This window comes from Phytobacter sp., from assembly GCF_059074235.1.
Genome location: NZ_JCACPZ010000009.1, coordinates 205,982 through 226,415 on the forward strand (window position 1 = coordinate 205,982; position 20,434 = coordinate 226,415).

Sequence of the window (20,434 nt, forward strand, 5' to 3'; positions counted from 1 at the left end):
GCAACTTTGAGCGAAGAGCAGACAATCTCACGGGGCTGAATGTCTGGAATGAGCGAAAAATACCCGGAGGCACACCACACTCCGGGCTAGCTGTCAGTTAAATTTAAGCGCCGCTTGCGGGCCTTGCTCCAGCACGGGACCCTGCTGGGTTTTGATCCGTACAGCTTCTCCTTTCCCGTTCACATAGCGTGCCTGCACGCCATATTTTGCATCAATATCAATGTGGTTAAGTGAGACATTTTGCACGGCAGATTCCGGCAAACCACTAAAGATCATGGCGTGATCTGCGTTTGTGGCGGTGAGGTTCGAAATATTAACGCCGCTGATTTTAGGCGTTGTCGCGGTCACTTGCGCATCATCCAGCGCGGAAATGAGCGTGTTGCCTTTGGCTCCGGACTGACCGCTGTAGCTGTTGGTCACCAGAATCGGTGTTGCGACATTCGTCATCGTCAGATGATCGGCGACCAGTGGGCCGATGGTGTTTCCACGATCCCGTGCGGATTTAATTCGCACGCCGTTTTCGGTATTGATAAAGGTGACATGACTGACCGTCACGCGACCAATGCCATTAGCGGTTTCACTGCCAATCGAGATGCCGTGACCATCACGCATGATCGAGTCACGCACGACAATATCTTTCGAGGGTGAAGCGGTTCCCGGGACCAGACCCGATTTGATGGCAATGTTGTCATCCCCCGTGTGGATATCCATCTTCGAGACCGTCACATTACGCGACGAGACAATATCCATGCCGTCAGTATTCGGCGAGGTCGTCGGGTTATTAATCGTGACCTCATGCACGTCAATATCTGCGCTATTGCGGATAACAATGTTCCACATCGGCGAATTCGTCAGATGCAGTTGTTCTATCTTACCGCCAGTAACATTATTAAACTCAACAAACCACGGGCGAGGCGCGCCGTTTGCCAGTGGAATGCCAGGGAAACGATCCGTAAAGGCTTTGGTGTTACCACTACGTACTTCAGCACGGATTTTCAGCGCCTCCGGCCACCAGGTCTTTTCTCCATCACCATCCAGCGTACCCCCGCCCGTTATCGCGACATTCTGCACATCGCTGGCAAAAATAAAGGCTTCGTTGGCCCGTGCAGGGTGGCCAATAAAGGCCTGCACAAACTTGCCTTCCTGGTTGCTCGCTTTCAGTGTTGCGCCTTTATCAATCTGGAGTGTGATGTTGCTTTTCAGCTGCAATGGGCCGCTGAGCCATACGCCCGGGGAGAGCCTTACTGTACCGCCGCCGCGTTCGTTACATTGTTGAATTGCCTGTTGGATGGCATGAGTGTTCAGGGTTCTGGCATCGCCTTTACCGCCAAAAGTTTCAGGAACGCAGGATGTTGGCGCAGCCTGTGCGATAAAAGATGAAACGGCGCCACAGCAGATCAATGCCAGCAGAGATTTGTTCATAAGGCCTCATCGTCATTAGTCATACATTCGAAAATTCAAGGTGCGGGTTGACGGACCGCTCAGTAGCTTTGCTCCGCAGGTGACAGCTGGAACAAGCAAAATTGTCTGTCAAAGCAATTTTGCTGGGAGTCGCGAAATCCACTAACGTGACGCTTTGTTCCACTGAACACCATGAAGATTCAGAATCATAATGCGCCCGACCGTCAAAAAATGTGAGGCAGCGAATAATAAGCTATTGACTAATATCAATTATCTTTATTATCGGATAATTCTTGTATGGGTAATATATGACGACGACCTATTGTGTCTCCAGGTACCATTCCCGTCCGTACAGAACCGGATATCTGTATAAACAGAAAAATGTTCGCTTCTGGCACAATTTGGTCAACCGGAGGACAAGTTCAAAACCATTACCGTTACGGATTCACCAGCAACAATGCGTTGTTCTTGATCTATCCATCCTAAACTTCGGTATAAAGACTGTTTGTCAGGCGTATAAAGCCATAGTTCAGCAATATCTTGCTGAACGGCTAATTCCACAATGTGTTTTATCAGCGCAGATCCTATCCCATGGCCTCGATGTGTTGAATGCGTAATGACTTCACCCAGCCAGTAAACGCGAGCGGGATTATCTTTAAGCTCGTAACAGATGAGGCTACCGGCAGCAATGACATTATTCTCTGCACCTACAGCGACCAAGGTGAACTGCCGGTTATTGGTAGTATTTCGCTCGACAAGACGTGTACGTATTTTCTGCGAGTCAGCCCACGAAGGCAGATGAGACCATTCGCTGAATAATAAGTCAGTAGTTTCACTGAGATAATCAGGATGATCCATAAGGTTTTTGATCTGCATTTTTAACCTGATAATTAACGATTCAACGTTCTTTATAACGCCTGTTTGCTTGAATATTCAATACAATAAATCCGGCGGAAATGATGATTTCTCGTTACATAAGCATGAATATTTGCACTGAGTTAATAGCAACACCTGCTGCTAACGCGAAACGGACTGGTGGTAAAGTTATCAGGTCGGCGAACAGCGAAGAGCAGGCCTTTAGTCTCGCGCTTATCCCCAGCGTAGAATGTGTCTTAAGCTGGGGCTTATTGATATTTGATCAACGTTTAATTACGGCAAATAAAACCATGCTGTTGAAATGAGATCATCTTTAACTTCAAAAACAGCCACAGTCTCCAGAGGCTCAGGAGACAATCCGTATATCAATTCGTGATCGAAAACTTTATTGCCCAGAACTATTCTGGAAATTAGCTCAGCTTTTAGTTCTGGATTGTTAAAGCGATTGTTAACGTAGAATTCACGTAGTGATTCTTTCCCTACGGTAGAAGGGCTTTCGGTTGGCATCCGATAACCTTTAAACTCATTTGAAAAACAAGACATGAACGCTTCAATGTCATGAGCATTATACGCTTCAAACTGTGCCTTAACGGGGGACTCTACCGACATGTGAACCTCTCTCCATTTGTATAATTATGCATTTATTAAGAATATAAAATCACAACACAATGATGCGCACAAGCCAAAACTCAATCTCAATAAGACGCTAAACGTCGTTCGAGACTGCCAGATTTACTCTCTCTCACACTCAATTAGGACGACTCATTAAGCTGTGTTACCTGTTTTGCAAACCCAGCCAATATTGCCGTTGCTTCATCCATTTGTTGGCGATCCAGTTTGTAAAACACCCAGTTCTTGATACGTTTTGAGGTCACAATTCCTGCTTTTGAAAGATATTGTAGATGGCCCGTCACTGTGGGCTGACTCAGACCAATCTTTTCGGTGATAAACCCTACACACACACCATCCTTGACCAAATCGCCATCCTGCTGCTCTGGAAAATGCGACCTTGGATCGGATAGCCATTCAACGATAACGAGCCGGTGTTCATTACCCAGTGCGCGGAAAATATCGGCTACCAATACCTTCGAGTTGTTCATATAGTTAAAATCCTATATAGTCATTTTCTTATATAACATAAGGGGAATATTATGACAAACGACACACAAAGGCCAATGGGCAGTGTCACTCTGAAGGATATTTATGCTGCTTCCCGGCGAATTAAGGCAACGGTATGCCGGACCCCACTTGAGCATTCACACGCGCTATCGGCTCTTGTCGGAACAGAGGTCAGGCTCAAGATGGAAAATCTCCAGCATACCGGTAGCTTTAAGCTGAGAGGAGCCGCAAACGTTCTTGCCAGTCTCGATGCGGAACAGCGCAGCATCGGCGTCATTGCGCCCACAGCAGGAAATCATGGATTAGGGCTTGCTTATGCAGGGAATGTAGCAGGCATACCCGTTTCCATATTCTTGCCGCATTCAGCAGACCCGATGAAGGTCTCGGCGATGAAAAGTTATGGTGCCCAGGTAACATTTTTTGAAAATATTGAAGACGCGCGGCTGGCCGCTATTGCCGCAGCGCAAGAGTCAGGTGCGACATTCGTCTCTGCTTACAATAATCAGCAGATGATTGCAGGGGGCGGCACCGTCGGTCTGGAAATAATGGACGATTGGGCAGACGCTGAAGTTATTCTCGTGAACATTGGCGGCGGCGGCCTTGCCTCAGGTATTGCGACGGCAATCAAAGCCATAAACCCGGATGCTGAAGTGTGGGCAGTACAAAGTGAAGCAAGTCCAACGTTTGCATGCTGGAAAGAGGCTGGCGAGACGATCCCAGTGGAAATTTCTCCGTCAATAGCCGAAGGCATCAGTGGATACATAGAGCCCGAAGCGATGACATGGCCACTTATACGTGATCGCGTTGATCGTGTCCTTCTCGTCTCAGAAACTGAAATTAAAGAAGCGATGCAGCTAATGCTGAATCTGTATTGTCATGTTACCGAGCCTTCCGGTGTTCCTGCCGTTGCGGGAGCACTACGTTATGCAAAAGATCTGAGTGGTCGTAAAACTGTCTGCGTGGTCAGCGGTAGGAACATATCGGGATCCCGCTATCTCTCATTGGTCAATGAGGCAATAAGATAAGGAAATGGAGCGGGAGCATATTTACGATTAATCACAGGCAGCACAGATATTATTAGAACGCGTTCTTATTATGTGGATTAAACACTGAAGTCATCGCTTTCAGGTGCGTCCAGGGTAATAATGTTGCCTGAAAAAATACGCTTCCCCTACAGACCAGTGATTCATGGAAAAATGAACCTTGATTGTTCAGCAGTGGATATCCTGTTTTCAGTAAATAAAGGGGGATGTTATCGTCCCCCGTCTCAATCTTTTGTGATCATAGCTTCGTTGTGATTATCTTAGTCGTGCTGATTCAGACGATGACCTGAAATTGACATCAAGCGTATGCACTGGTTTCATTGCAACCAACAGGACTTTAAGAATAAAAAGATAATCATCAATCTGTACTTCTGTGAGATGAATGAATGGTGAAATGTTAGCCAGCGCTATATGTCTGGTTGTAAAGTTTATTTTTTTATCTGTTTGGGGGGAAATCACCTGGCTGTTTATTGATGGCCATGCTTCCAAAAAAAAGATTAACTGTGATTTTCGGTACTCGAGTCTTTCCTGCGGGTTTTCAGAGCAAGATGATCCTGTCGTAATAATGACGGTATCTGCTTCGTTAATAACCTCCTGAACATCATCCTGAATCCAGCACGGAAACTTCCTCGCCAGCAGGTTCGCGCGATCATGATCCTCGGATGAAAGAAAAACATAAGCGTGAGGGTCAAGGCGGAATAGCTCAGACAGAAAGGTTTCAGTCAGATCATTTATTCCAAGAATGCCAATTCGCGTCATAACATAACCACCCGGGTTTAATTGTCATTGGCCAGGTAATGAAGATTGCCAGCCACCGCCCAGCGCCCTGAATGTCGCCACTGCTGCGCGGGCTGATTCTGTCTGCGCCTGGGCTCTGGCATCGGAAGTTTGCAAAAGCGTTTCATCGTTGTGCAGCACGTCAATCAGGCTGGCTGTTCCCTGCTGAAAGGCGATGAAGGACGATTGTCGGGCACTGGCGAGGGCAGTTTCACCACTGGTCAGTGTGGCTGCCTGCGTCTGGCGATTGACCAGTGCAGAGAAGGCGTTTTCAACGTCTTCCGTTGCGCGTAAGACTGACAGACGATAAGCCGCGAGTGCTTCTGCTTCCTGTCCTTTTGCCTGCTCTATTTGCGCATTGATACGTCCAAAATCAAAGATCCGCCAGCGTAACCCCAGCACACCTGACGACTGGCTGGCACCGGCAGTGAAAAGATGGTCGCCTGACACTACCGTTGCACTGCCAACCAGCGCACCGAGTGAAAATTTTGGATAATACTCACTGACAGCCACGCCGATACGAGCGCTCGCTGCAGCCAGATGGCGCTCGGCCACGATAATATCGGGTCTGCGGCGAAGCAGGTCCGCAGGCGTATTCATTATGGTGATGTCGGGTGTATGAGGAATAGCTCCCGGTGAAGAGAGCTGAGCTCTGTGGCTCCCGGGTGGCGTGCCGAGCATCACGTCCAGCGCATTCATGGCGGCATCGAGTCCGCTCTTCAAATCAGGCACTGCTGCCTGCACCTGTGCCAGCGTGCCTTCAGCCTGGCGGACTTGATATTGAGGAGCCAGCCCATTGCGGTATAAATGTTGAATTTTTTCCAGCAGCTGCTGTTGCGTGATGACCTGTTTATTCGCGATATCAAGGCGGGTCTGCAATCCGCGCAGGGTGATATAAATATCTGCGGTCTGTGCCGCAATCGCAAGACGTGTTGCCGCAACACTGGCCTCTGAGGCCTGGTAATCGGCGAGGGCAACCTGACGGCCTCGCCTCAGGCCGCCAAACAGGTCTATCTCCCAGCCGACATTGAGATCGGTTTCATAAGCATTGCCGTAACGATTATAATCCGGCGTTGAACTAAGTACCTGACCCAACGGTGTTTCGACCGACTGATAAGCACGGGCGGCTTGCACGCTAGTATTTCCAGAGGGAAGTAGTGCGGCCGTTGCGGCTCCGAGCCCGGCACGGGTTTGTGCCATCCTGGCGGAAGCCTGGGCCAGGTCGAGGTTTTGCGCGAGTGCGTCTGACACGAACCGACTTAACAGAGGGTCGCCGAAGCTCTCCCACCAGATTGAGAAAGTGGCGGGGCCGGATGTATTGTGCTGCTGTAAGATCGATTGAGCCTGAAAACGCTCCGCAAGTGGAGCCGAAGGGCGATGATAGTCCGGTCCGACGGTACAGCCCGCCAGGATGCAAGTACTCACAAGCAGTGTAAGAGTACGTAGGGGAAACATGGAGAACCTTTGATCTGAATTTGAGTTGTGACCACATTACCAAATGGTCACTCGTTGTCAATCGGGTCTTATTGGACTAAGCTGGAAAAATGACTAAACAGATGAATGAAAACCCTTCCCGGGGACCTTCCGACCACAGCGTCCGGGAGCAGGTCGTTGAAGCGGCCACAGAGCATTTCGGCCACTTTGGCTACGAAAAAACGACTGTCTCGGATCTCGCCAAAGCAATCGGTTTTTCAAAGGCTTATATCTATAAGTTTTTCGACTCCAAACAGGCTATCGGCGAAGTAATCTGCTCTAACCGACTGGCGATCATAAGGGACATTGTCAACGCAGAAATTGCGAATGCGCCAACTGCCTCAGAAAAAATAAGGCGGTTATTCAGGGCATTGTCAGAATCCGGCTGCGATTTATTTTTTCATGATCGTAAGTTGCACGACATCGCTGCGGTTGCGGTGCGTGACAAATGGCCCTCAGCGCAAGCTCATGAGCAGCACCTTCGACAGCTCATTGAACAGATCATTCTTGAAGGGCGCCAGACCGGGGAATTCGAAAGAAAAACCCCACTGGACGAGGCCGCGGAGGCGATCTTTATGGTCATGCGGCCTTATATCAGCCCGGTTCAACTGCAATATAATCTGGAAACCGCCCAGTCAGCGGCAGTGCTGCTGTCATCACTTATCCTGAGAAGTTTGTCGCCGTGAGGTTGTGACTATTGACAATTTTGGTCACTAGTTTAAATATGGGTTCCTGTATTTTTTAATTATTAAGGGAACCCATGCCTGGGATTAAACCTGTCACCTTTGCTGTTTGCCTGTTGCCGTTTGCACTTGTGGCCTGCGGTGATGCTTCCGATAACAGTGACCCACGTAGCCTGCCACCGCTGGTAAGGTCTGCAGTGGCGATCAACGCAACCGACTTCTCCCGTGCCTTCACGGGGGTGGTTGTTGCGCGAACTCAGAGTGACCTTGGTTTCAGGGTTCAAGGCAAAATCCTGGAACGTCTCGTTGATACTGGTCAGGCCGTGAAACGTGGTCAGCCGTTAATGCGGCTGGACCCGATTGATCTGAGCCTGCAGGCTCAGGCTCAGCAGCAGGTTGTCGCAGCAGCAAAAGCGCGTGCCCGCCAGACAGCGGATGACGAGTCTCGTTATCGTGGTCTGGTCACCGCAGGTGCTGTGTCTGCATCGGCATACGATCAGATTAAAGCCGCCGCCGACACGGCTAGGGCAGATCTCAGTGCCGCTCAGGCGCAGGCGAATGTGGCGCAAAACGCCATGAGCTATGCGGTCCTGGTGGCCGATGCCGACGGCGTGGTGATGGATACGCTTGCCGAACCGGGTCAGGTCGTCAGCGCCGGACAACCGGTTATCAGGCTTGCAAGAGCAGGGCAGCGCGAAGCCGTCGTCCAGTTGCCTGAGACGCTACGCCCGGTCGTTGGAAGCACGGCACAGGCCTCTCTGTACGGCAACGATGAGCAACCTGTTTCCGCGAAATTACGGCTGCTTTCTGATGCTGCCGATCCTCTGACACGTACGTTCGAGGCAAGATACGTGCTCGAAGGTCCATTGTCAGGTGCCCCCCTGGGGGCCACTGTTACCATCCATATTGCGCAAAGCAGAGCATTGCAGCCGTTGCTGCAGGTGCCTTTAGGCGCCGTTTTTGACGCCGGTAAGGGGCCGGGGGTCTGGAGCATTTCAGGCAACCCCGCCAGGGTGACATGGCGACCCGTGCAGGTCGTTAGCTTCGGAGATGATGCGGCAAGCGTGGCTGGCAGCCTTAAACCCGGCGAACAGATTGTGGCTCTGGGCGCTCATCTGCTGCATGACGGTGAGACAGTACGGCTGTCGAAGCAGAGCGATGACCGTGTCGCCGGGAGTCGTCCATGAGTCGCGGACGTTTCAATCTTTCCGCGCTTGCCGTGCGTGAGCGTTCAGTTACGTTGTTTCTTATCTTGTTGATCACCGTTGCCGGTATTCTCTCATTCCTTGAACTGGGGCGCGCAGAGGACCCGCCTTTTACGGTCAAGCAGATGACCATCATTTCCGCCTGGCCCGGAGCAACCGCTCAGGAAATGCAGGACCAGGTGGCCGAACCGCTGGAAAAACGTCTCCAGGAACTCAAGTGGTATGACCGTACCGAGACATACACGCGCCCCGGACTGGCGTTTACCATGCTCTCATTGCTGGACAGTACTCCCCCCTCAGAAGTCCAGGAGGAATTCTATCAGGCACGCAAAAAGCTCAGCGATGAGGCCAAAAATCTGCCTGCTGGGGTAACGGGACCGATGGTCAACGATGAGTTCTCGGATGTCACTGTTTGCGCTTTTTGCGCTGAAGGCAAAAGGAGAACCGCAGCGGCTACTGGTGCGCGATGCCGAGTCATTACGCCAGCGCTTATTGCATGTTCCCGGGGTGAAAAAGGTCAATATTATCGGCGAACAGGCCGAACGGATATTTGTCTCATTTTCCCATGACCGTCTGGCAACCCTGGGGGTTTCTGCGCAGGATATCTTTGCTGCACTGAACAACCAGAACGTGCTGACACCTGCCGGTTCAATAGACACCCGTGGGCCGCAGGTTTTTATCCGTCTGGACGGGGCGTTTGACAAACTGGAGAAAATTCGGGAAACGCCCATTGTGGCGCAGGGAAGGACGCTGAAGCTTTCTGATGTGGCGACGGTGGAGCGCGGTTACGAAGATCCGGCGACCTTTATGGTGCGTAACCAGGGTGAACCTGCACTTCTGCTGGGCATCGTGATGCGTGAGGGCTGGAACGGTCTGGCGCTGGGTAAAGCACTGGATAAGGAAGCTGCCAGCATCAATACGGACATGCCACTCGGCATGGCTTTCACAAAAGTCACCGATCAGTCAGTGAACATCAGCTCCGCCGTAGACGAGTTCATGATCAAGTTTTTTGTGGCGTTGCTGGTCGTGATGGTGGTTTGTTTTCTCAGTATGGGCTGGCGTGTGGGTGTGGTGGTCGCCGCTGCTGTGCCACTGACGCTGGCTGTCGTCTTTGTGGTCATGGAGGCGTCAGGTAAAAACTTCGACCGTATTACCCTGGGCTCGCTTATCCTCGCACTCGGTTTATTGGTCGATGATGCCATCATTGCCATTGAAATGATGGTGGTGAAAATGGAGGAGGGCTACGACCGTATCAAAGCCTCAGCCTATGCCTGGAGTCACACCGCTGCGCCCATGCTGGCCGGTACATTGGTCACTGCCGTTGGTTTTATGCCCAACGGTTTTGCGCAATCCACGGCGGGTGAATACACCAGCAATATGTTCTGGATCGTGGGTATTGCATTGATTGCTTCCTGGGTGGTTGCAGTGGTATTTACCCCTTACCTTGGGGTGAAAATGCTACCAGATATCAAAACGGTTGAAGGGGGGCATGATGCTATCTACAACACCCGACGCTACAACCGTTTTCGTCAGTTGCTGAGGCGAGTAATCGCAGGAAAATGGCTGGTTGCAGGTTCTGTCATCGCAGTTTTTGTCATCGCCGTTCTCGGCATGGCGCTGGTGAAAAAACAATTTTTCCCGACGTCTGACCGCCCTGAGGTTCTCGTGGAAGTGCAGATGCCGTATGGCACCTCTATTGAACAAACCAGCGCCGCCGTGACGAAAATTGAGGACTGGTTGAAGCGCCAGAAAGAAGCAAAAATCGTGACCGCCTATATCGGGCAGGGATCGCCACGCTTTTATCTGGCGATGGCGCCGGAAATGCCTGACCCCTCTTTTGCAAAAATTGTTGTCCTGACTGACAGCCAGGAAGCCCGTGAGGCGCTCAAGTTCCGTCTTCGCCAGGCTGCGGCTGACGGACTGACTCCTGAGGCGCGTGTTCGCGTGACCCAACTGGTGTTTGGCCCGTATTCACCTTATCCGGTTGCCTTCCGTGTGACGGGGCCGGACCCGATCGTATTACGTGACATCGCGGACAAAGTGAAAACGCTGATGCAGTCCAGTTCGCTGATGAGAACGGTCAACACGGACTGGGGCTCACGGGTGCCGACACTGCATTTCACCCTGAATCAGGATCGCCTGCAGGCGGTGGGGTTGACGTCAAATACAGTGGCGCAACAGCTTCAGTTCCTGCTTTCGGGCATCCCGATCACCGCTGTGCGAGAAGATATTCGTTCGGTGCAGGTTATGGGGCGTGCTGCCGGGGATATCCGGCTTGACCCTGCGAAAATAGCGGGCTTCACTCTGGTCGGCTCCGCAGGGCAGCGTATTCCGTTATCGCAGGTCGGCGAGGTAGAAGTGCGTATGGAAGATCCTCTGCTGCGTCGTCGTGACCGTATGCCAACCATTACCGTGCGAGGTGATATCGCCGAAACCCTTCAGCCGCCGGATGTTTCGACTGCGATTATGAAGCAACTGCAGCCTGTCATCGCAACGCTTCCCGATGGATACCGTATTGAACAGGCGGGCTCTATTGAGGAGTCAGGGAAAGCCACTAAAGCAATGTTACCGTTATTCCCGATCATGATAGCCATGACATTGCTGATCATCATTCTCCAGGTGCGTTCGATGTCTGCGATGGTCATGGTCTTTATGACTGCGCCCCTGGGCCTGGTAGGGGTGGTGCCAACCTTGCTGCTCTTCAATCAGCCCTTTGGCATTAATGCCCTCGTGGGGCTGATTGCGTTGTCAGGGATTTTGATGCGTAACACGCTGATTCTTATCGGGCAGATTCACCATAATGAACAGGAAGGGCTGGAACCCTTTCATGCGGTCATTGAGGCAACGGTACAGCGCTCCAGGCCCGTGCTACTCACGGCGATGGCGGCCATTCTGGCCTTTATCCCGTTAACGCATTCGGTGTTCTGGGGAACCCTGGCCTACACCCTGATTGGCGGTACATTGGGCGGAACCATCATTACGCTGGTCTTCCTGCCTGCCATGTATGCGATTTGGTTCCGGATAAAGAGCCCAGATTCACCCTCGGCAACGGAAAACAATCCCACCTCTGAAGGACTAAAAAATGTCTGAACATAAAGTCGTTCTCCTTACCGGCGTTTCATCCGGTATCGGCTTGACGACAGCTCAGGCCTTTAATGCCAGAGGGTGTCAGGTGTTTGGTACCGTTAGCCACTTGAGAATCATGCTCTCACTGTAAGCACTCATGTCAGTAAATATGCCAGTTGCGCCGCATGGGCAACTGGCATGACTTTTCCGGTCAGGGCATCCTGGAATGTACCGCTACCCAAGTGGATCATGCGCGTCGAGATATCTGATGCTTGTGCTGTCCGCGAAGGTTATGAGTTCAGCCGATGAACGCAACACACCGGAAAACCGTTTTGCGGGTTTGCCCTGATGAAAAACCAGTCGCCATTCTCTGCTATTAACACTCACCTTGCACGAAATGCGCAGGGAAGGCCGATTATCGTCTAACCAAGACGTCCGTTAGTACCCTGTTGCAGCGTCCTCGCTCATCCCTATCTATTTCAGAACTGAATAGTTTCATCGAACAATTACGTTGACAGCTTTTAGTAATACGATCAAAACTAAACCGTACAGTTCACATGCGTGTGAATGTGATGATTTTTGCTGAGGGCATGTCAGTGCGTGCGGCCCTAAACCACTACGAAAGGATGGATACATGAAGACATTAAGGCAGGTTAGCGGGCTGGCGGTTATGGGTGTTGCATTGCTCCTGGCGGGGTGTTCCAGCACGCCGCCCGTACGTTATAGCGGTATTGACTCGGCGGCAAAGCTTTCGGCAAACACGGATGATAATGCCGATCGCATGCCGTGGCGTTACTCGCCGCAGGTCGACTGGAACAAGTACGACAGCATTATCATTGACCCGGTGAAGGTATACCAGGGCAACGACGGGCAGTTTGACGACATGGCGCAGGCCGACCGCCAGGCGCTGGCAACGCACATGCAGGACGAAGTTCAGCAAAGCATTAAGCACGCGCTTTAAAGACGGTCAGCAGCGCCAGCGGCTCACACGCTTGCGCCTGAAGCTCACGCTGACGGGGGCGGACACCACACCGCAGGTGGTGGGCACGTTCACCAAGTTCGATCTGGCGGGGGGCCCCTACAACATTGTGCAATCGGTGCGGGGCGGCAGGGGGCTGATGAGCGGCTCGGTGGATTACGCCGTTGAAATTTATGACGCCAACAGTCACGAACTGCTCAAGGCTTATGTTGCTCACCAGTACCCGAACGCCATGAACATTTCTGCCAGCATTGGCTCGCTGAGCGCCGCTGAAGTGGGCATTGAAAAAGGGGCGGAAGATCTGGCGGAAATGCTCAGATAGCCGCTGATTCCTTATTTACAGCCGGAGCCTTTACCGGATCCGGCTGTGATTTTCCTCGTGCATTACCTCGTGGCGACCCGGAGTTATGAAGACATTCCCGCATCTGACCATCTGCCCGCACTGCGACAGTGTTTACCAGACATTGCCCTGTGCGCGGGGTGACGTTGCCCTCTGCCAGCGCTGTTACGCCGTGTTATGGCGTGGTCGCCGTCGGGTGCCTGGGCATGTGCTGCCTCTGATGTTGACGGCGGCCATCACCTTATTTCTTGCCTGTCTCTTTCCGGTGATGTCCGTGGGATTTCACGGCATGGCGAATGACATCACGCTGTGGACTGCGGCGTGGGCGCTGGCGGCTGACGATGGCAACCCCATCATGGCCCTCTGTACCGTTTTTCTGCTGGTGGTGGCGCCTTTCTTGCAGATAACCCTCACGGCCTGGCTGCTGAGTTTTGCCCATTTTGGGCGCGCAGCACCGGCGTTTATCTTCAGCATGAAGGCGCTTAAATGGCTGCATCCCTGGAGCATGGTTGAAGTGGGCGTGCTGGGTTTTCTCGTGGCGGGGATCAAACTCTCCTCGCTGCTCAGACGTCTCCGTAGGGCCGGGCGGTTGGGCGCTGGCCGTCTCCTGCGTGCTGGTTGTCTTCATCAACAGTCACGATTTACGCCCGTTGTGGGACTTGCTTTCGGTCGAGGAGACAGACCGTGGTGATTAATGCGCCGACTGCTCGCCAGATGCAGCTCTGCCGCTGCCCGTTATGTGGCCTGGTATGTGCCGATGAAGACGCGCACGGCGTGCGTGGAAAATGCCCCCGCTGCCACACGCGGTTGCCCCAGCACTCGCCTCGTCGACCCCACCTGAGCTGGGCGTTGCTGTTCACCGCGATGATCCTCTATGTACCTGCCAATCTGTTTCCGGTGATGTCCACCACGCTGCTCGGTAATCGAAGTGACAGCACCATTCTCTCTGGTGTGGTGGCTTTCTGGCGCAGCGGGTCGTGGGGCATCGCGGCAGTCATCTTTATTGCCAGCGTGGTGGTGCCGTGCCTGAAGTTTCTCTCACTGGGCGTGCTGCTGTTCTCAACGGCCCGCAAGAGCCGCTGGGCCAGGCGCGAACGGGCGCGGCTTTACCGAATGACGGAGTGGATTGGCTGCTGGTCGATGCTGGATGTGGTGGTGGTCGCTGCGGTGTGCGGCCTGCTCCGCTTTCATGCACTCAGTGAGGCGGAACCACGGGCCGGGATTTTGTTCTTCGGCCTCGTGGTCATGCTGAGCATGCTCTGTGCGCTGAGTTTTGAACCAAAAACACTATGGGAAGAAAACCAATGATGCGTCCTGTTTCGGGCACTCCTCTTTTTCGTCACGGGCGCTGGCGCAATGCCGTTATCTGGTTGCTCCCGGTTGTTGCACTGGTGATTGCGGTCACGATGGTTTTTCAGGCACGCCTGTCCGTCGGGCCGGAGGTGGTCATCGCGTTTCGCAGCGCCGCCGGGCTCGAAGCCGGGAAAACCGCCGTGAAATACAAAGATGTCACCGTCGGGCTGGTGAAGGAGATCACCCTCAGTCCCGATAACACGCAGGTGCTGGTGCGGGTCACGCTCGGCAGAAGTGCGCAGAACCTGGCGCGCAGCCGACACCCGATTCTGGGTGGTCAGGCCGCGCGTCGGGGATGAGCGGCGTCAGCGGCATCGATACGCTGCTGTCCGGGGCGTACATCGGCGTGGACAGAGGGAAGTCGGATGAAAGCCAGTACCGGTTCACCGGCATGGAGACGCCCCCGGCCATCGTCAACGACATGGCGGGCAGCCAGTTTATGCTGGAGGCCGACGACCTTGGGTCGCTGGATATCAACTCGCCGGTTTACTATCGCCGCATTCCGGTCGGGCGGTTAACCTCATACCAGTTACGCAAAGACGGCAGGGGCATCGATCTTAACGTCTTTATTGATGCACCTTATGATCGCCTGGTCACCGCGGATTCGCGATTCTGGAACGTGAGCGGCGTGGATCTTTCCGTCGGCAGCGACGGTTTTCAGCTTAAAACCCAGACTGTTGCCGCCATCATGGCTGGGGGGATTGCGTTCTCTACGCCGGAAGGGGCGACTCACGGCGTGCTCACCAGGCCATCTCGTTACACCCTGGCACCGGACGAGGAGACCGCGATGGCCCCAGCGGATGGCCCGCCGGTGCGCTTTCAGTTGCGTTTTGAGCACACCTTGCACGGCCTGAACGTGGGTGCGCCAGTGGAGTTTTCCAGCGTGCGCATTGGGCGTGTCGCCACCATTGATCTCGACTATAACCCCGAGGGATACCGCTTTCCGGTTGTGGTGGGTATCGACGTTTACCCTTCGCGAATGGGCAACGTGCTCGAAAAATTGCCCAAACCTACGGGCGACATTGACCTGAATACCGCCATTTTCACCCGTGAGATGATCGCCCACGGGCTGCGGGCGCAGGCCACATCCAGCAACCTGCTAACCGGGCAACTTTACATCTCGCTCGATTTCATCCCGGATGCCCCCAAAGTGAACGTCGATGTGACGAAGCGTCCGGTTGAACTGCCTACGGTGAACGGTGGACTGACCATCCTGCAGGATCAGCTCACGGGGATTGCCCGCAAAATCAACAAAATGCCGCTTGATGAAATTGGCAACAACATGAACCGCACCCTGCTGGAACTGAATAAAACGCTGCGCACGGTCAACACTCAGTCGCTGCCCGCCGCCAACCGCCTGATGCAACAAACCCAGCAAACCACCCAGGATGCGCAAAACCTGTTGGCGGAAGATTCCCCGCTGATGATGGCCCTCCTGCAGTCTCTCCAGGAGGCAACGCGCACGCTGCGGTCCGTGCGCAGCCTGACAAACCAACTGGACAACCACCCCGAAGCGTTAATCCATGGCCGCGCCGCGGATGCAACGTTGAATGATGTGCGTTCACTCAAGCAAGGAGAGCAGCCATGAAAGCCGTTCTGGTATTGATCATCAGTGTTACCAGCCTACTGGCAGGGTGCACCTCTCCGCAGGTGCGTTACCACACGCTGGTCAGTACGGACTCCGTTTCCCATACTGTTTCGCCGCCCGATTTTGTGATTGACCTGTTGCCCGTTGGCGTGCCGGCACAGCTGGATACCCAACAGGTGGTGGTTCGCCAGAGCGACAGTCGCATGGTGGTGCTGAACAACGATCGCTGGCTAAGCCCACTCGGCGACGAGCTACAAACGGCGCTCTCTCTAAGGATGACGCAACAGCTCAACACCGTGGATGTGGCAGGGCTGGCGCGGGATAACCGTAAACCGGTGGTGCGGGTGCTGATGCAGGTTCGCCGTTTCGACAGCTGGCCCGGCAAGGCCGTCAGTCTGGATGCTGACTGGAGTTTGTTCGTTCAACAGGGAGGTAAAACACGGCGGCTGGTGTGCAAAAGTCACCTGACACAACCGCTGGCAGGCGATCCTGCGCTGATGTTTACCGCCTGGCAGCAGGTGCTGGCGAGTCTGGCAGGCCAGATAGGGCAGACCGCGAAGGCGTGGGTGGCGACGGGTGCGGTGGGATGTCGCGGTAACTGAGCGGGGGCAGCATAAAAAAACCGGGTTCGCAGCGACGACCCGGTTTTCTTATGGCTGCTGGGACATAATGTCTATTCAGACTTGTTAACGGCACCACTCAGAAACAGTTGCAGGCCATTGGCGACCATCTCGCTCACTCTTTCCTCTGAGAAGTCGGGGATCTCGCGCAGGAAAAACAGGGCCTCAGTTTCCGCTTTGATCAGGGTCGTAAACTGGATAGCGCGCAGCATCGGATTTGCCGGTGCCAGTTCACCCCGTTCCATCGCCGCGCTCATTTCCACGGCTAATGCTTCCATACTCTGGCGGATGCCGGACTCCAGAAACAACTGCCCGATATCGGAATGCCCGGCTTCGCCCATCACCACGCGGTAGATCTGCAACGCCTGATTGTCGCAGGTCACGACCCGCAGCATATCCTCGCCAAAGCGGGTGAGCTTTTGTTCCAGAGAGAGGTGTTGGTTTTCCGGCAGTGTGAGCCCGTTGGCCGCTTCGGTGAGAAAGCGGGCGCTGTAATTGCGCACCACGGTTTCAAACAGCGTCTCTTTTGAGGCGAAGTATTTATAGAGCGTGGCCTTGGATCCGCCTGCGCGTCTGGCCACTTCATCCATCGAGGCACGCTCGTAACCAATCTCCAGAAACACCTCAGCGGCGGCGGTCACTATCGCATCGCGACGCGCTTGCGTCAGTACCTTCATGTTGAGTCCTTAACTGATAGAGAAGTGAAAAATAAACATAACTACACCGTACGGTACACATGCCATTATGCCACGGTTGCGGATTGAACGGGTGGACGGAGATCTCGTCTAAACAATGTGCTTCTGGGCACTCTCCACTTCGATAATTTGCCCCACAATCTTTGAGGTAGGGAGCGAGATAATGAATGTAGAATCGAGAAAGTACTTTTCAGAACTGCTAAAGAAGTTTTTATTTTTGCCGATAAATACTGATGTTATAAAACTTGTGGAGAATAAACATATAATTAACATTACGTGGGTGAAAATAACAACTAGCCAGAAGGAATAACTTTTCCAAGTGGACGATAATAATGAATAAATGGATGAAGGTAGGATTTATTTTATTATGTGTGTTTGGCCTTTCAGGCTGTAATTCACTTTTAAAACCTAATAAACTTTATAGTACTGAATTCATCGGGAAGATATACAACCAGGATAAACATTACTTTACCAATCGAAGTGGTTCCGCACTGATTTTTGCTGTCGCCTATGACAAGAGTGCCGGATTTGTGAAGGACGAAGGCCAGGGCTGGCACTGGGTCGGCGATACCGACTGGGTAAGCAAAGATAGTTACAACACAAAAATGCAGCCGTTCCTTAAATTTCAACAATGGTCTGCGTTACCACGCTCAGAGCAAGAATCAATGAGGATAAAATACAACAACGATGCGGCTATAAAAGATGCTGATATCGAATTTAACTATTTTATTGATGGTTCGCCTGCATTTGTTGATCTTTCTACCGCGAATCGATGGGCCCTGGAGAATTATTTATTTGACCGTCAGGCATATTATTATTCCACGCGTGATGTCAATAAGATGGTCGAAATGATTAATACCTCGTTGGCAATTTACTGAGAGGGTGAGTAAAGGTTTCTCACCCATCCTCTGTCAGATAAATAAGGGCCCCGAACAGCGTAATATTGGGGGTGTTTTCTTCGGTCGAAAACCCTCGTTACGATCGGCGAGTTGTCCCATTCGCGTTATCAGGCCCGGTTTATTGCAACAATCACTGGCGTGAATCAGTCGTAATAGGTCGGGCGATCGGAGGTCGCAATCTCCATGCTGACCTCCAGCTCTTCGGGCACGATGCGCGTTAACGACAGTTCCGGCAGGTCGTTAATGGCGAAAAATCCGATATCGGTGGATTCGTGGCTGATCGCCAGGCTGCCGCCGATCTCTTCACACAGGAAGATGAGTTTATAAACGTGCCAGGGCAGTGGGGGATGACCGTGCAGATTGCGGTCCCACACGCCCAGCAGTTTGGTGACTTTTACTTCCAACCCGGTCTCTTCAATCACCTCGCGACAGACGGCAGCAGACGGGGTATCGCCCACATCGGCCCAGCCGCCGGGTAAACTCCATTTGCCATCGTCAGACTCTTTGACCATCAGCAGTTTGCCGTCGCGAATGATAAAGGCGCGAACGTCGGTTTTTGGCGTGGCGTAACCGGATTCGGAGACGTGGTTTAAGGTTTCAGAATCAATGTCAAAACGGGCGCGAAGCAGATCCTCAGCGATTTGACGCAGGGTTTCATACCGCTCCTGATCGAACACATCTTTGGAATAGGTCAGCCCGGTCTGGGCAAGCGCGTTAAGTTTCTGAGCGACGGTGTTGATATCGGTCTCTTTGAGTGCATCCGGCATTGTTTTCACCTGTGTCTGGCTGCGTGGGTTCGAGGTCAAGCCAACAACCGTAGCAGTAAAATCAAGGGATTAAAATGGGAGTGGGGAGAGGAAAACGCAGCCGTATTTCGCTAAAACGCTCATTTTTGGTGTTATATCACCGCGCGTTTATGCGCTATCGTTAGCCCACTTTCAGATAATGATGAATAACGGATTGAAGATAGAACGGACTGTCGCATTGGCTTTAGGAATGAAAAGAGCTCACCTGGATCTTGATGGGAGAAAATTAGATGAAATGCATAACTGTCCCCGTGACCCCTGAAGCGATGAATCGCCTGAATTATGATCAATGTCAGAAGGGGGACCTCGTCGAGGTGATTGTTGAAGAGCATGATTACAATGAATTATGGGATTCAGGGATTATTGAAATGCTTAACAACCAGTTGGATAAAAATATAGACGACTATGAGGATGAAAACATAGCGGGTTCAGATGAGCTTCTTCAGTGCAGGCTAATGATTGGCGAACGAATCAACGCAGTTCCCTCAAGCATTGTTTTAGAAAAATTATACTCACAAGTTAATCTTGCAATTGACTGTAAAACAGGCGTTTTCTTCTTCTTTTAAAATACCTAATTGGCGAGGATTTTCAGTAGAGCAGTGCCTGTGGTTGGCCTCTCTAACGTAGCAATCTCTATGCTGGCCACCAGTTCTTCCGCTAACGGTGCATTTGATGGGGGCCAGTATTGTTTTCACCAGAGCCCTGCAGCGTGGGGGCCCCAGTAAATCAAAAACCGCACCATTACCATTAAGGAATTAAAAAGGGAGGAGGGAGGTTCCTCAGTTTGCTCGATCAATTCCCTCTCCCAGTGGGAGAGGGTTAGGGTGAGGGGAACTGACGACTCCTCACCCCAACCAAACACCTTACAAATTATTTCCCCAGAATGTTATTCACCGCTGCAACATGCCCCGGCTTATCTTTCTGGTTTGAAATGACCTGAATAATAGTGAATTTCTTATTGGCGACCGCAATCAGGGTGGCCTGATACACATCCGTACCGTCCATTTTATTAGTCGCTTCGATGTGATGCACCTTCAGCCCCTTCACATTCTCGGTTTTTTCACTGACCACTTTATAAGAAGGGGAAGACTGCTTCTGCTGATCCTTGATTGACTTCAGTCCGGTGAGAAAATCATCTTCACTCGCCCCACGGGCAGCCAATGGGATCTCTTCCTCACCAATAATAAGCACACGTTTTTGCTGCTTATTCACGTACATGGTGCCAGGCGCGCCGCCAGGAACTGGCTGACCTTCATAGCCCTGCAATTTGAATTGTTGTTTTCCATCCAGAAGAGAGATTGATTCAGTCGTGGTGGCTGTTTTTGCCGTCGGCTGTGCCTCGGCGGCGGATGCCACATTAACCGTGCAACCCAGCGCTGCGGTAAAGAATATTGCGGCTGACAGAGTGGATATATTCTTTAACTTCATAGCGAACTCCTCATGTTGTGAATTCCATTTTTTAAAACGCAGGGGAAATAGAGTAGAGGCTAAATAAAGATTCAGCAAGGCGG

18 protein-coding genes and 3 pseudogenes are annotated in these 20,434 nt (G+C 52.3%); 12 read left to right on the forward strand and 9 right to left on the reverse strand.

All coding sequences use genetic code 11. The annotated features are described in order from the left end of the window. Positions 1-93 precede the first annotated feature (93 nt). From AC5JPW_RS25460 to AC5JPW_RS25475, 4 genes are all read right to left on the reverse strand, one after another. The gene (locus AC5JPW_RS25460; RefSeq protein WP_494244265.1) at positions 94-1,422 is read right to left on the reverse strand and encodes a glycoside hydrolase family 28 protein; all 1,329 of its coding nucleotides are present in this window, start codon (positions 1,420-1,422) and stop codon (positions 94-96) included. A 384-nt stretch (positions 1,423-1,806) separates the two neighbouring features. Further along, positions 1,807-2,277: a GNAT family N-acetyltransferase gene (locus AC5JPW_RS25465; protein ID WP_494244266.1), complete on the reverse strand. Its 471-nt coding sequence runs from the start codon at positions 2,275-2,277 to the stop codon at positions 1,807-1,809. 273 nt (positions 2,278-2,550) lie between these two features. Then, complete coding sequence (locus tag AC5JPW_RS25470; RefSeq protein ID WP_494244267.1) at positions 2,551-2,886, reverse strand: nuclear transport factor 2 family protein; 336 nt, start codon at positions 2,884-2,886, stop codon at positions 2,551-2,553. A gap of 143 nt (positions 2,887-3,029) precedes the next feature. Beyond that, the gene (locus tag AC5JPW_RS25475) at positions 3,030-3,377 is read right to left on the reverse strand and encodes an ArsR/SmtB family transcription factor (protein ID WP_494244268.1); all 348 of its coding nucleotides are present in this window, start codon (positions 3,375-3,377) and stop codon (positions 3,030-3,032) included. 51 nt (positions 3,378-3,428) lie between these two features. Between AC5JPW_RS25475 and AC5JPW_RS25480 the strand changes: the two genes are divergently transcribed. Then, positions 3,429-4,421 (forward strand): threonine ammonia-lyase, encoded by a 993-nt coding sequence (locus AC5JPW_RS25480; protein ID WP_494244269.1) that lies wholly within the window; start codon positions 3,429-3,431, stop codon positions 4,419-4,421. 273 nt (positions 4,422-4,694) lie between these two features. Here the strand turns inward: AC5JPW_RS25480 and AC5JPW_RS25485 are convergent, their stop codons facing one another. Both AC5JPW_RS25485 and AC5JPW_RS25490 read right to left on the reverse strand, forming a co-directional pair. Then, entirely contained in the window at positions 4,695-5,198 is a 504-nt protein-coding gene (locus AC5JPW_RS25485; protein WP_494244271.1) for an NAD(P)-binding domain-containing protein, read from the reverse strand. A gap of 24 nt (positions 5,199-5,222) precedes the next feature. Then, positions 5,223-6,671, reverse strand: a complete 1,449-nt coding sequence (locus AC5JPW_RS25490) for an efflux transporter outer membrane subunit (protein ID WP_494244272.1) — start codon at positions 6,669-6,671, stop codon at positions 5,223-5,225. Between the two features lie 89 nt (positions 6,672-6,760). Between AC5JPW_RS25490 and AC5JPW_RS25495 the strand changes: the two genes are divergently transcribed. The 9 genes and pseudogenes from AC5JPW_RS25495 to AC5JPW_RS25535 all read left to right on the forward strand — a co-directional run bounded on the left by AC5JPW_RS25495 (position 6,761) and on the right by AC5JPW_RS25535 (position 16,505). Further along, a complete protein-coding gene (locus tag AC5JPW_RS25495; protein WP_494244273.1) occupies positions 6,761-7,375 on the forward strand; it encodes a TetR/AcrR family transcriptional regulator in 615 nt (204 codons plus the stop codon). A 74-nt stretch (positions 7,376-7,449) separates the two neighbouring features. Then, complete coding sequence (locus AC5JPW_RS25500; RefSeq protein ID WP_494244274.1) at positions 7,450-8,559, forward strand: efflux RND transporter periplasmic adaptor subunit; 1,110 nt, start codon at positions 7,450-7,452, stop codon at positions 8,557-8,559. Then, positions 8,556-11,667 (forward strand): annotated as a pseudogene (locus tag AC5JPW_RS25505) (efflux RND transporter permease subunit). Before AC5JPW_RS25500 ends, AC5JPW_RS25505 begins: the two are co-directional and overlap by 4 nt. Next, complete coding sequence (locus AC5JPW_RS25510) at positions 11,660-11,794, forward strand: hypothetical protein (RefSeq protein ID WP_494244275.1); 135 nt, start codon at positions 11,660-11,662, stop codon at positions 11,792-11,794. The pseudogene AC5JPW_RS25505 and the gene AC5JPW_RS25510 overlap by 8 nt, the downstream one beginning before the upstream one ends. Before the next feature lie 483 nt (positions 11,795-12,277). Then, positions 12,278-12,944 (forward strand): annotated as a pseudogene (locus AC5JPW_RS25515) (DUF3313 domain-containing protein). Between the two features lie 85 nt (positions 12,945-13,029). Then, positions 13,030-13,653, forward strand: coding sequence for a paraquat-inducible protein A (locus AC5JPW_RS25520; RefSeq protein WP_494244276.1), 624 nt, complete (start codon positions 13,030-13,032; stop codon positions 13,651-13,653). Continuing rightward, a complete protein-coding gene (locus AC5JPW_RS25525; RefSeq protein WP_494244448.1) occupies positions 13,653-14,270 on the forward strand; it encodes a paraquat-inducible protein A in 618 nt (205 codons plus the stop codon). The genes AC5JPW_RS25520 and AC5JPW_RS25525 overlap by 1 nt, the downstream gene beginning before the upstream one ends. Beyond that, positions 14,267-15,903 (forward strand): annotated as a pseudogene (locus tag AC5JPW_RS25530) (PqiB family protein). The gene AC5JPW_RS25525 and the pseudogene AC5JPW_RS25530 overlap by 4 nt, the downstream one beginning before the upstream one ends. Continuing rightward, positions 15,900-16,505, forward strand: a complete 606-nt coding sequence (locus AC5JPW_RS25535; RefSeq protein ID WP_494244277.1) for a PqiC family protein — start codon at positions 15,900-15,902, stop codon at positions 16,503-16,505. Before AC5JPW_RS25530 ends, AC5JPW_RS25535 begins: the two are co-directional and overlap by 4 nt. Before the next feature lie 71 nt (positions 16,506-16,576). On the opposite strand, the gene AC5JPW_RS25540 is transcribed toward AC5JPW_RS25535, so the two are convergent. Further along, entirely contained in the window at positions 16,577-17,200 is a 624-nt protein-coding gene (locus AC5JPW_RS25540) for a TetR/AcrR family transcriptional regulator (protein ID WP_494244278.1), read from the reverse strand. A 350-nt stretch (positions 17,201-17,550) separates the two neighbouring features. Between AC5JPW_RS25540 and AC5JPW_RS25545 the strand changes: the two genes are divergently transcribed. Further along, entirely contained in the window at positions 17,551-18,096 is a 546-nt protein-coding gene (locus AC5JPW_RS25545) for a hypothetical protein (RefSeq protein WP_494244280.1), read from the forward strand. A gap of 164 nt (positions 18,097-18,260) precedes the next feature. Here the strand turns inward: AC5JPW_RS25545 and AC5JPW_RS25550 are convergent, their stop codons facing one another. Beyond that, a complete protein-coding gene (locus AC5JPW_RS25550; protein WP_494244282.1) occupies positions 18,261-18,884 on the reverse strand; it encodes an NUDIX hydrolase in 624 nt (207 codons plus the stop codon). A 353-nt stretch (positions 18,885-19,237) separates the two neighbouring features. Here AC5JPW_RS25550 and AC5JPW_RS25555 point away from each other — a divergent pair, with 353 nt between their 5' ends. Next, entirely contained in the window at positions 19,238-19,489 is a 252-nt protein-coding gene (locus AC5JPW_RS25555) for a hypothetical protein (RefSeq protein WP_494244284.1), read from the forward strand. 304 nt (positions 19,490-19,793) lie between these two features. Here AC5JPW_RS25555 and AC5JPW_RS25560 read toward each other — a convergent pair whose 3' ends face one another. Next, a complete protein-coding gene (locus AC5JPW_RS25560; RefSeq protein WP_494244286.1) occupies positions 19,794-20,429 on the reverse strand; it encodes a DcrB/PsbP domain-containing protein in 636 nt (211 codons plus the stop codon). Between the last annotated feature and the right edge of the window lie 5 nt (positions 20,430-20,434).

What these genes read in the sequence shown, in the direction of transcription:
- AC5JPW_RS25460 (WP_494244265.1), bottom strand. Translation starts at nt 1,422, where the DNA reads ATGAACAAATCTCTGCTGGCATTGATCTGCTGTGGCGCCGTTTCATCT.
- AC5JPW_RS25465 (WP_494244266.1), bottom strand. Translation starts at nt 2,277, where the DNA reads ATGCAGATCAAAAACCTTATGGATCATCCTGATTATCTCAGTGAAACT.
- AC5JPW_RS25470 (WP_494244267.1), bottom strand. Translation starts at nt 2,886, where the DNA reads ATGTCGGTAGAGTCCCCCGTTAAGGCACAGTTTGAAGCGTATAATGCT.
- AC5JPW_RS25475 (WP_494244268.1), bottom strand. Translation starts at nt 3,377, where the DNA reads ATGAACAACTCGAAGGTATTGGTAGCCGATATTTTCCGCGCACTGGGT.
- AC5JPW_RS25480 (WP_494244269.1), top strand. Translation starts at nt 3,429, where the DNA reads ATGACAAACGACACACAAAGGCCAATGGGCAGTGTCACTCTGAAGGAT.
- AC5JPW_RS25485 (WP_494244271.1), bottom strand. Translation starts at nt 5,198, where the DNA reads ATGACGCGAATTGGCATTCTTGGAATAAATGATCTGACTGAAACCTTT.
- AC5JPW_RS25490 (WP_494244272.1), bottom strand. Translation starts at nt 6,671, where the DNA reads ATGTTTCCCCTACGTACTCTTACACTGCTTGTGAGTACTTGCATCCTG.
- AC5JPW_RS25495 (WP_494244273.1), top strand. Translation starts at nt 6,761, where the DNA reads ATGACTAAACAGATGAATGAAAACCCTTCCCGGGGACCTTCCGACCAC.
- AC5JPW_RS25500 (WP_494244274.1), top strand. Translation starts at nt 7,450, where the DNA reads ATGCCTGGGATTAAACCTGTCACCTTTGCTGTTTGCCTGTTGCCGTTT.
- AC5JPW_RS25510 (WP_494244275.1), top strand. Translation starts at nt 11,660, where the DNA reads ATGTCTGAACATAAAGTCGTTCTCCTTACCGGCGTTTCATCCGGTATC.
- AC5JPW_RS25520 (WP_494244276.1), top strand. Translation starts at nt 13,030, where the DNA reads ATGAAGACATTCCCGCATCTGACCATCTGCCCGCACTGCGACAGTGTT.
- AC5JPW_RS25535 (WP_494244277.1), top strand. Translation starts at nt 15,900, where the DNA reads ATGAAAGCCGTTCTGGTATTGATCATCAGTGTTACCAGCCTACTGGCA.
- AC5JPW_RS25540 (WP_494244278.1), bottom strand. Translation starts at nt 17,200, where the DNA reads ATGAAGGTACTGACGCAAGCGCGTCGCGATGCGATAGTGACCGCCGCC.
- AC5JPW_RS25545 (WP_494244280.1), top strand. Translation starts at nt 17,551, where the DNA reads ATGAATAAATGGATGAAGGTAGGATTTATTTTATTATGTGTGTTTGGC.
- AC5JPW_RS25550 (WP_494244282.1), bottom strand. Translation starts at nt 18,884, where the DNA reads ATGCCGGATGCACTCAAAGAGACCGATATCAACACCGTCGCTCAGAAA.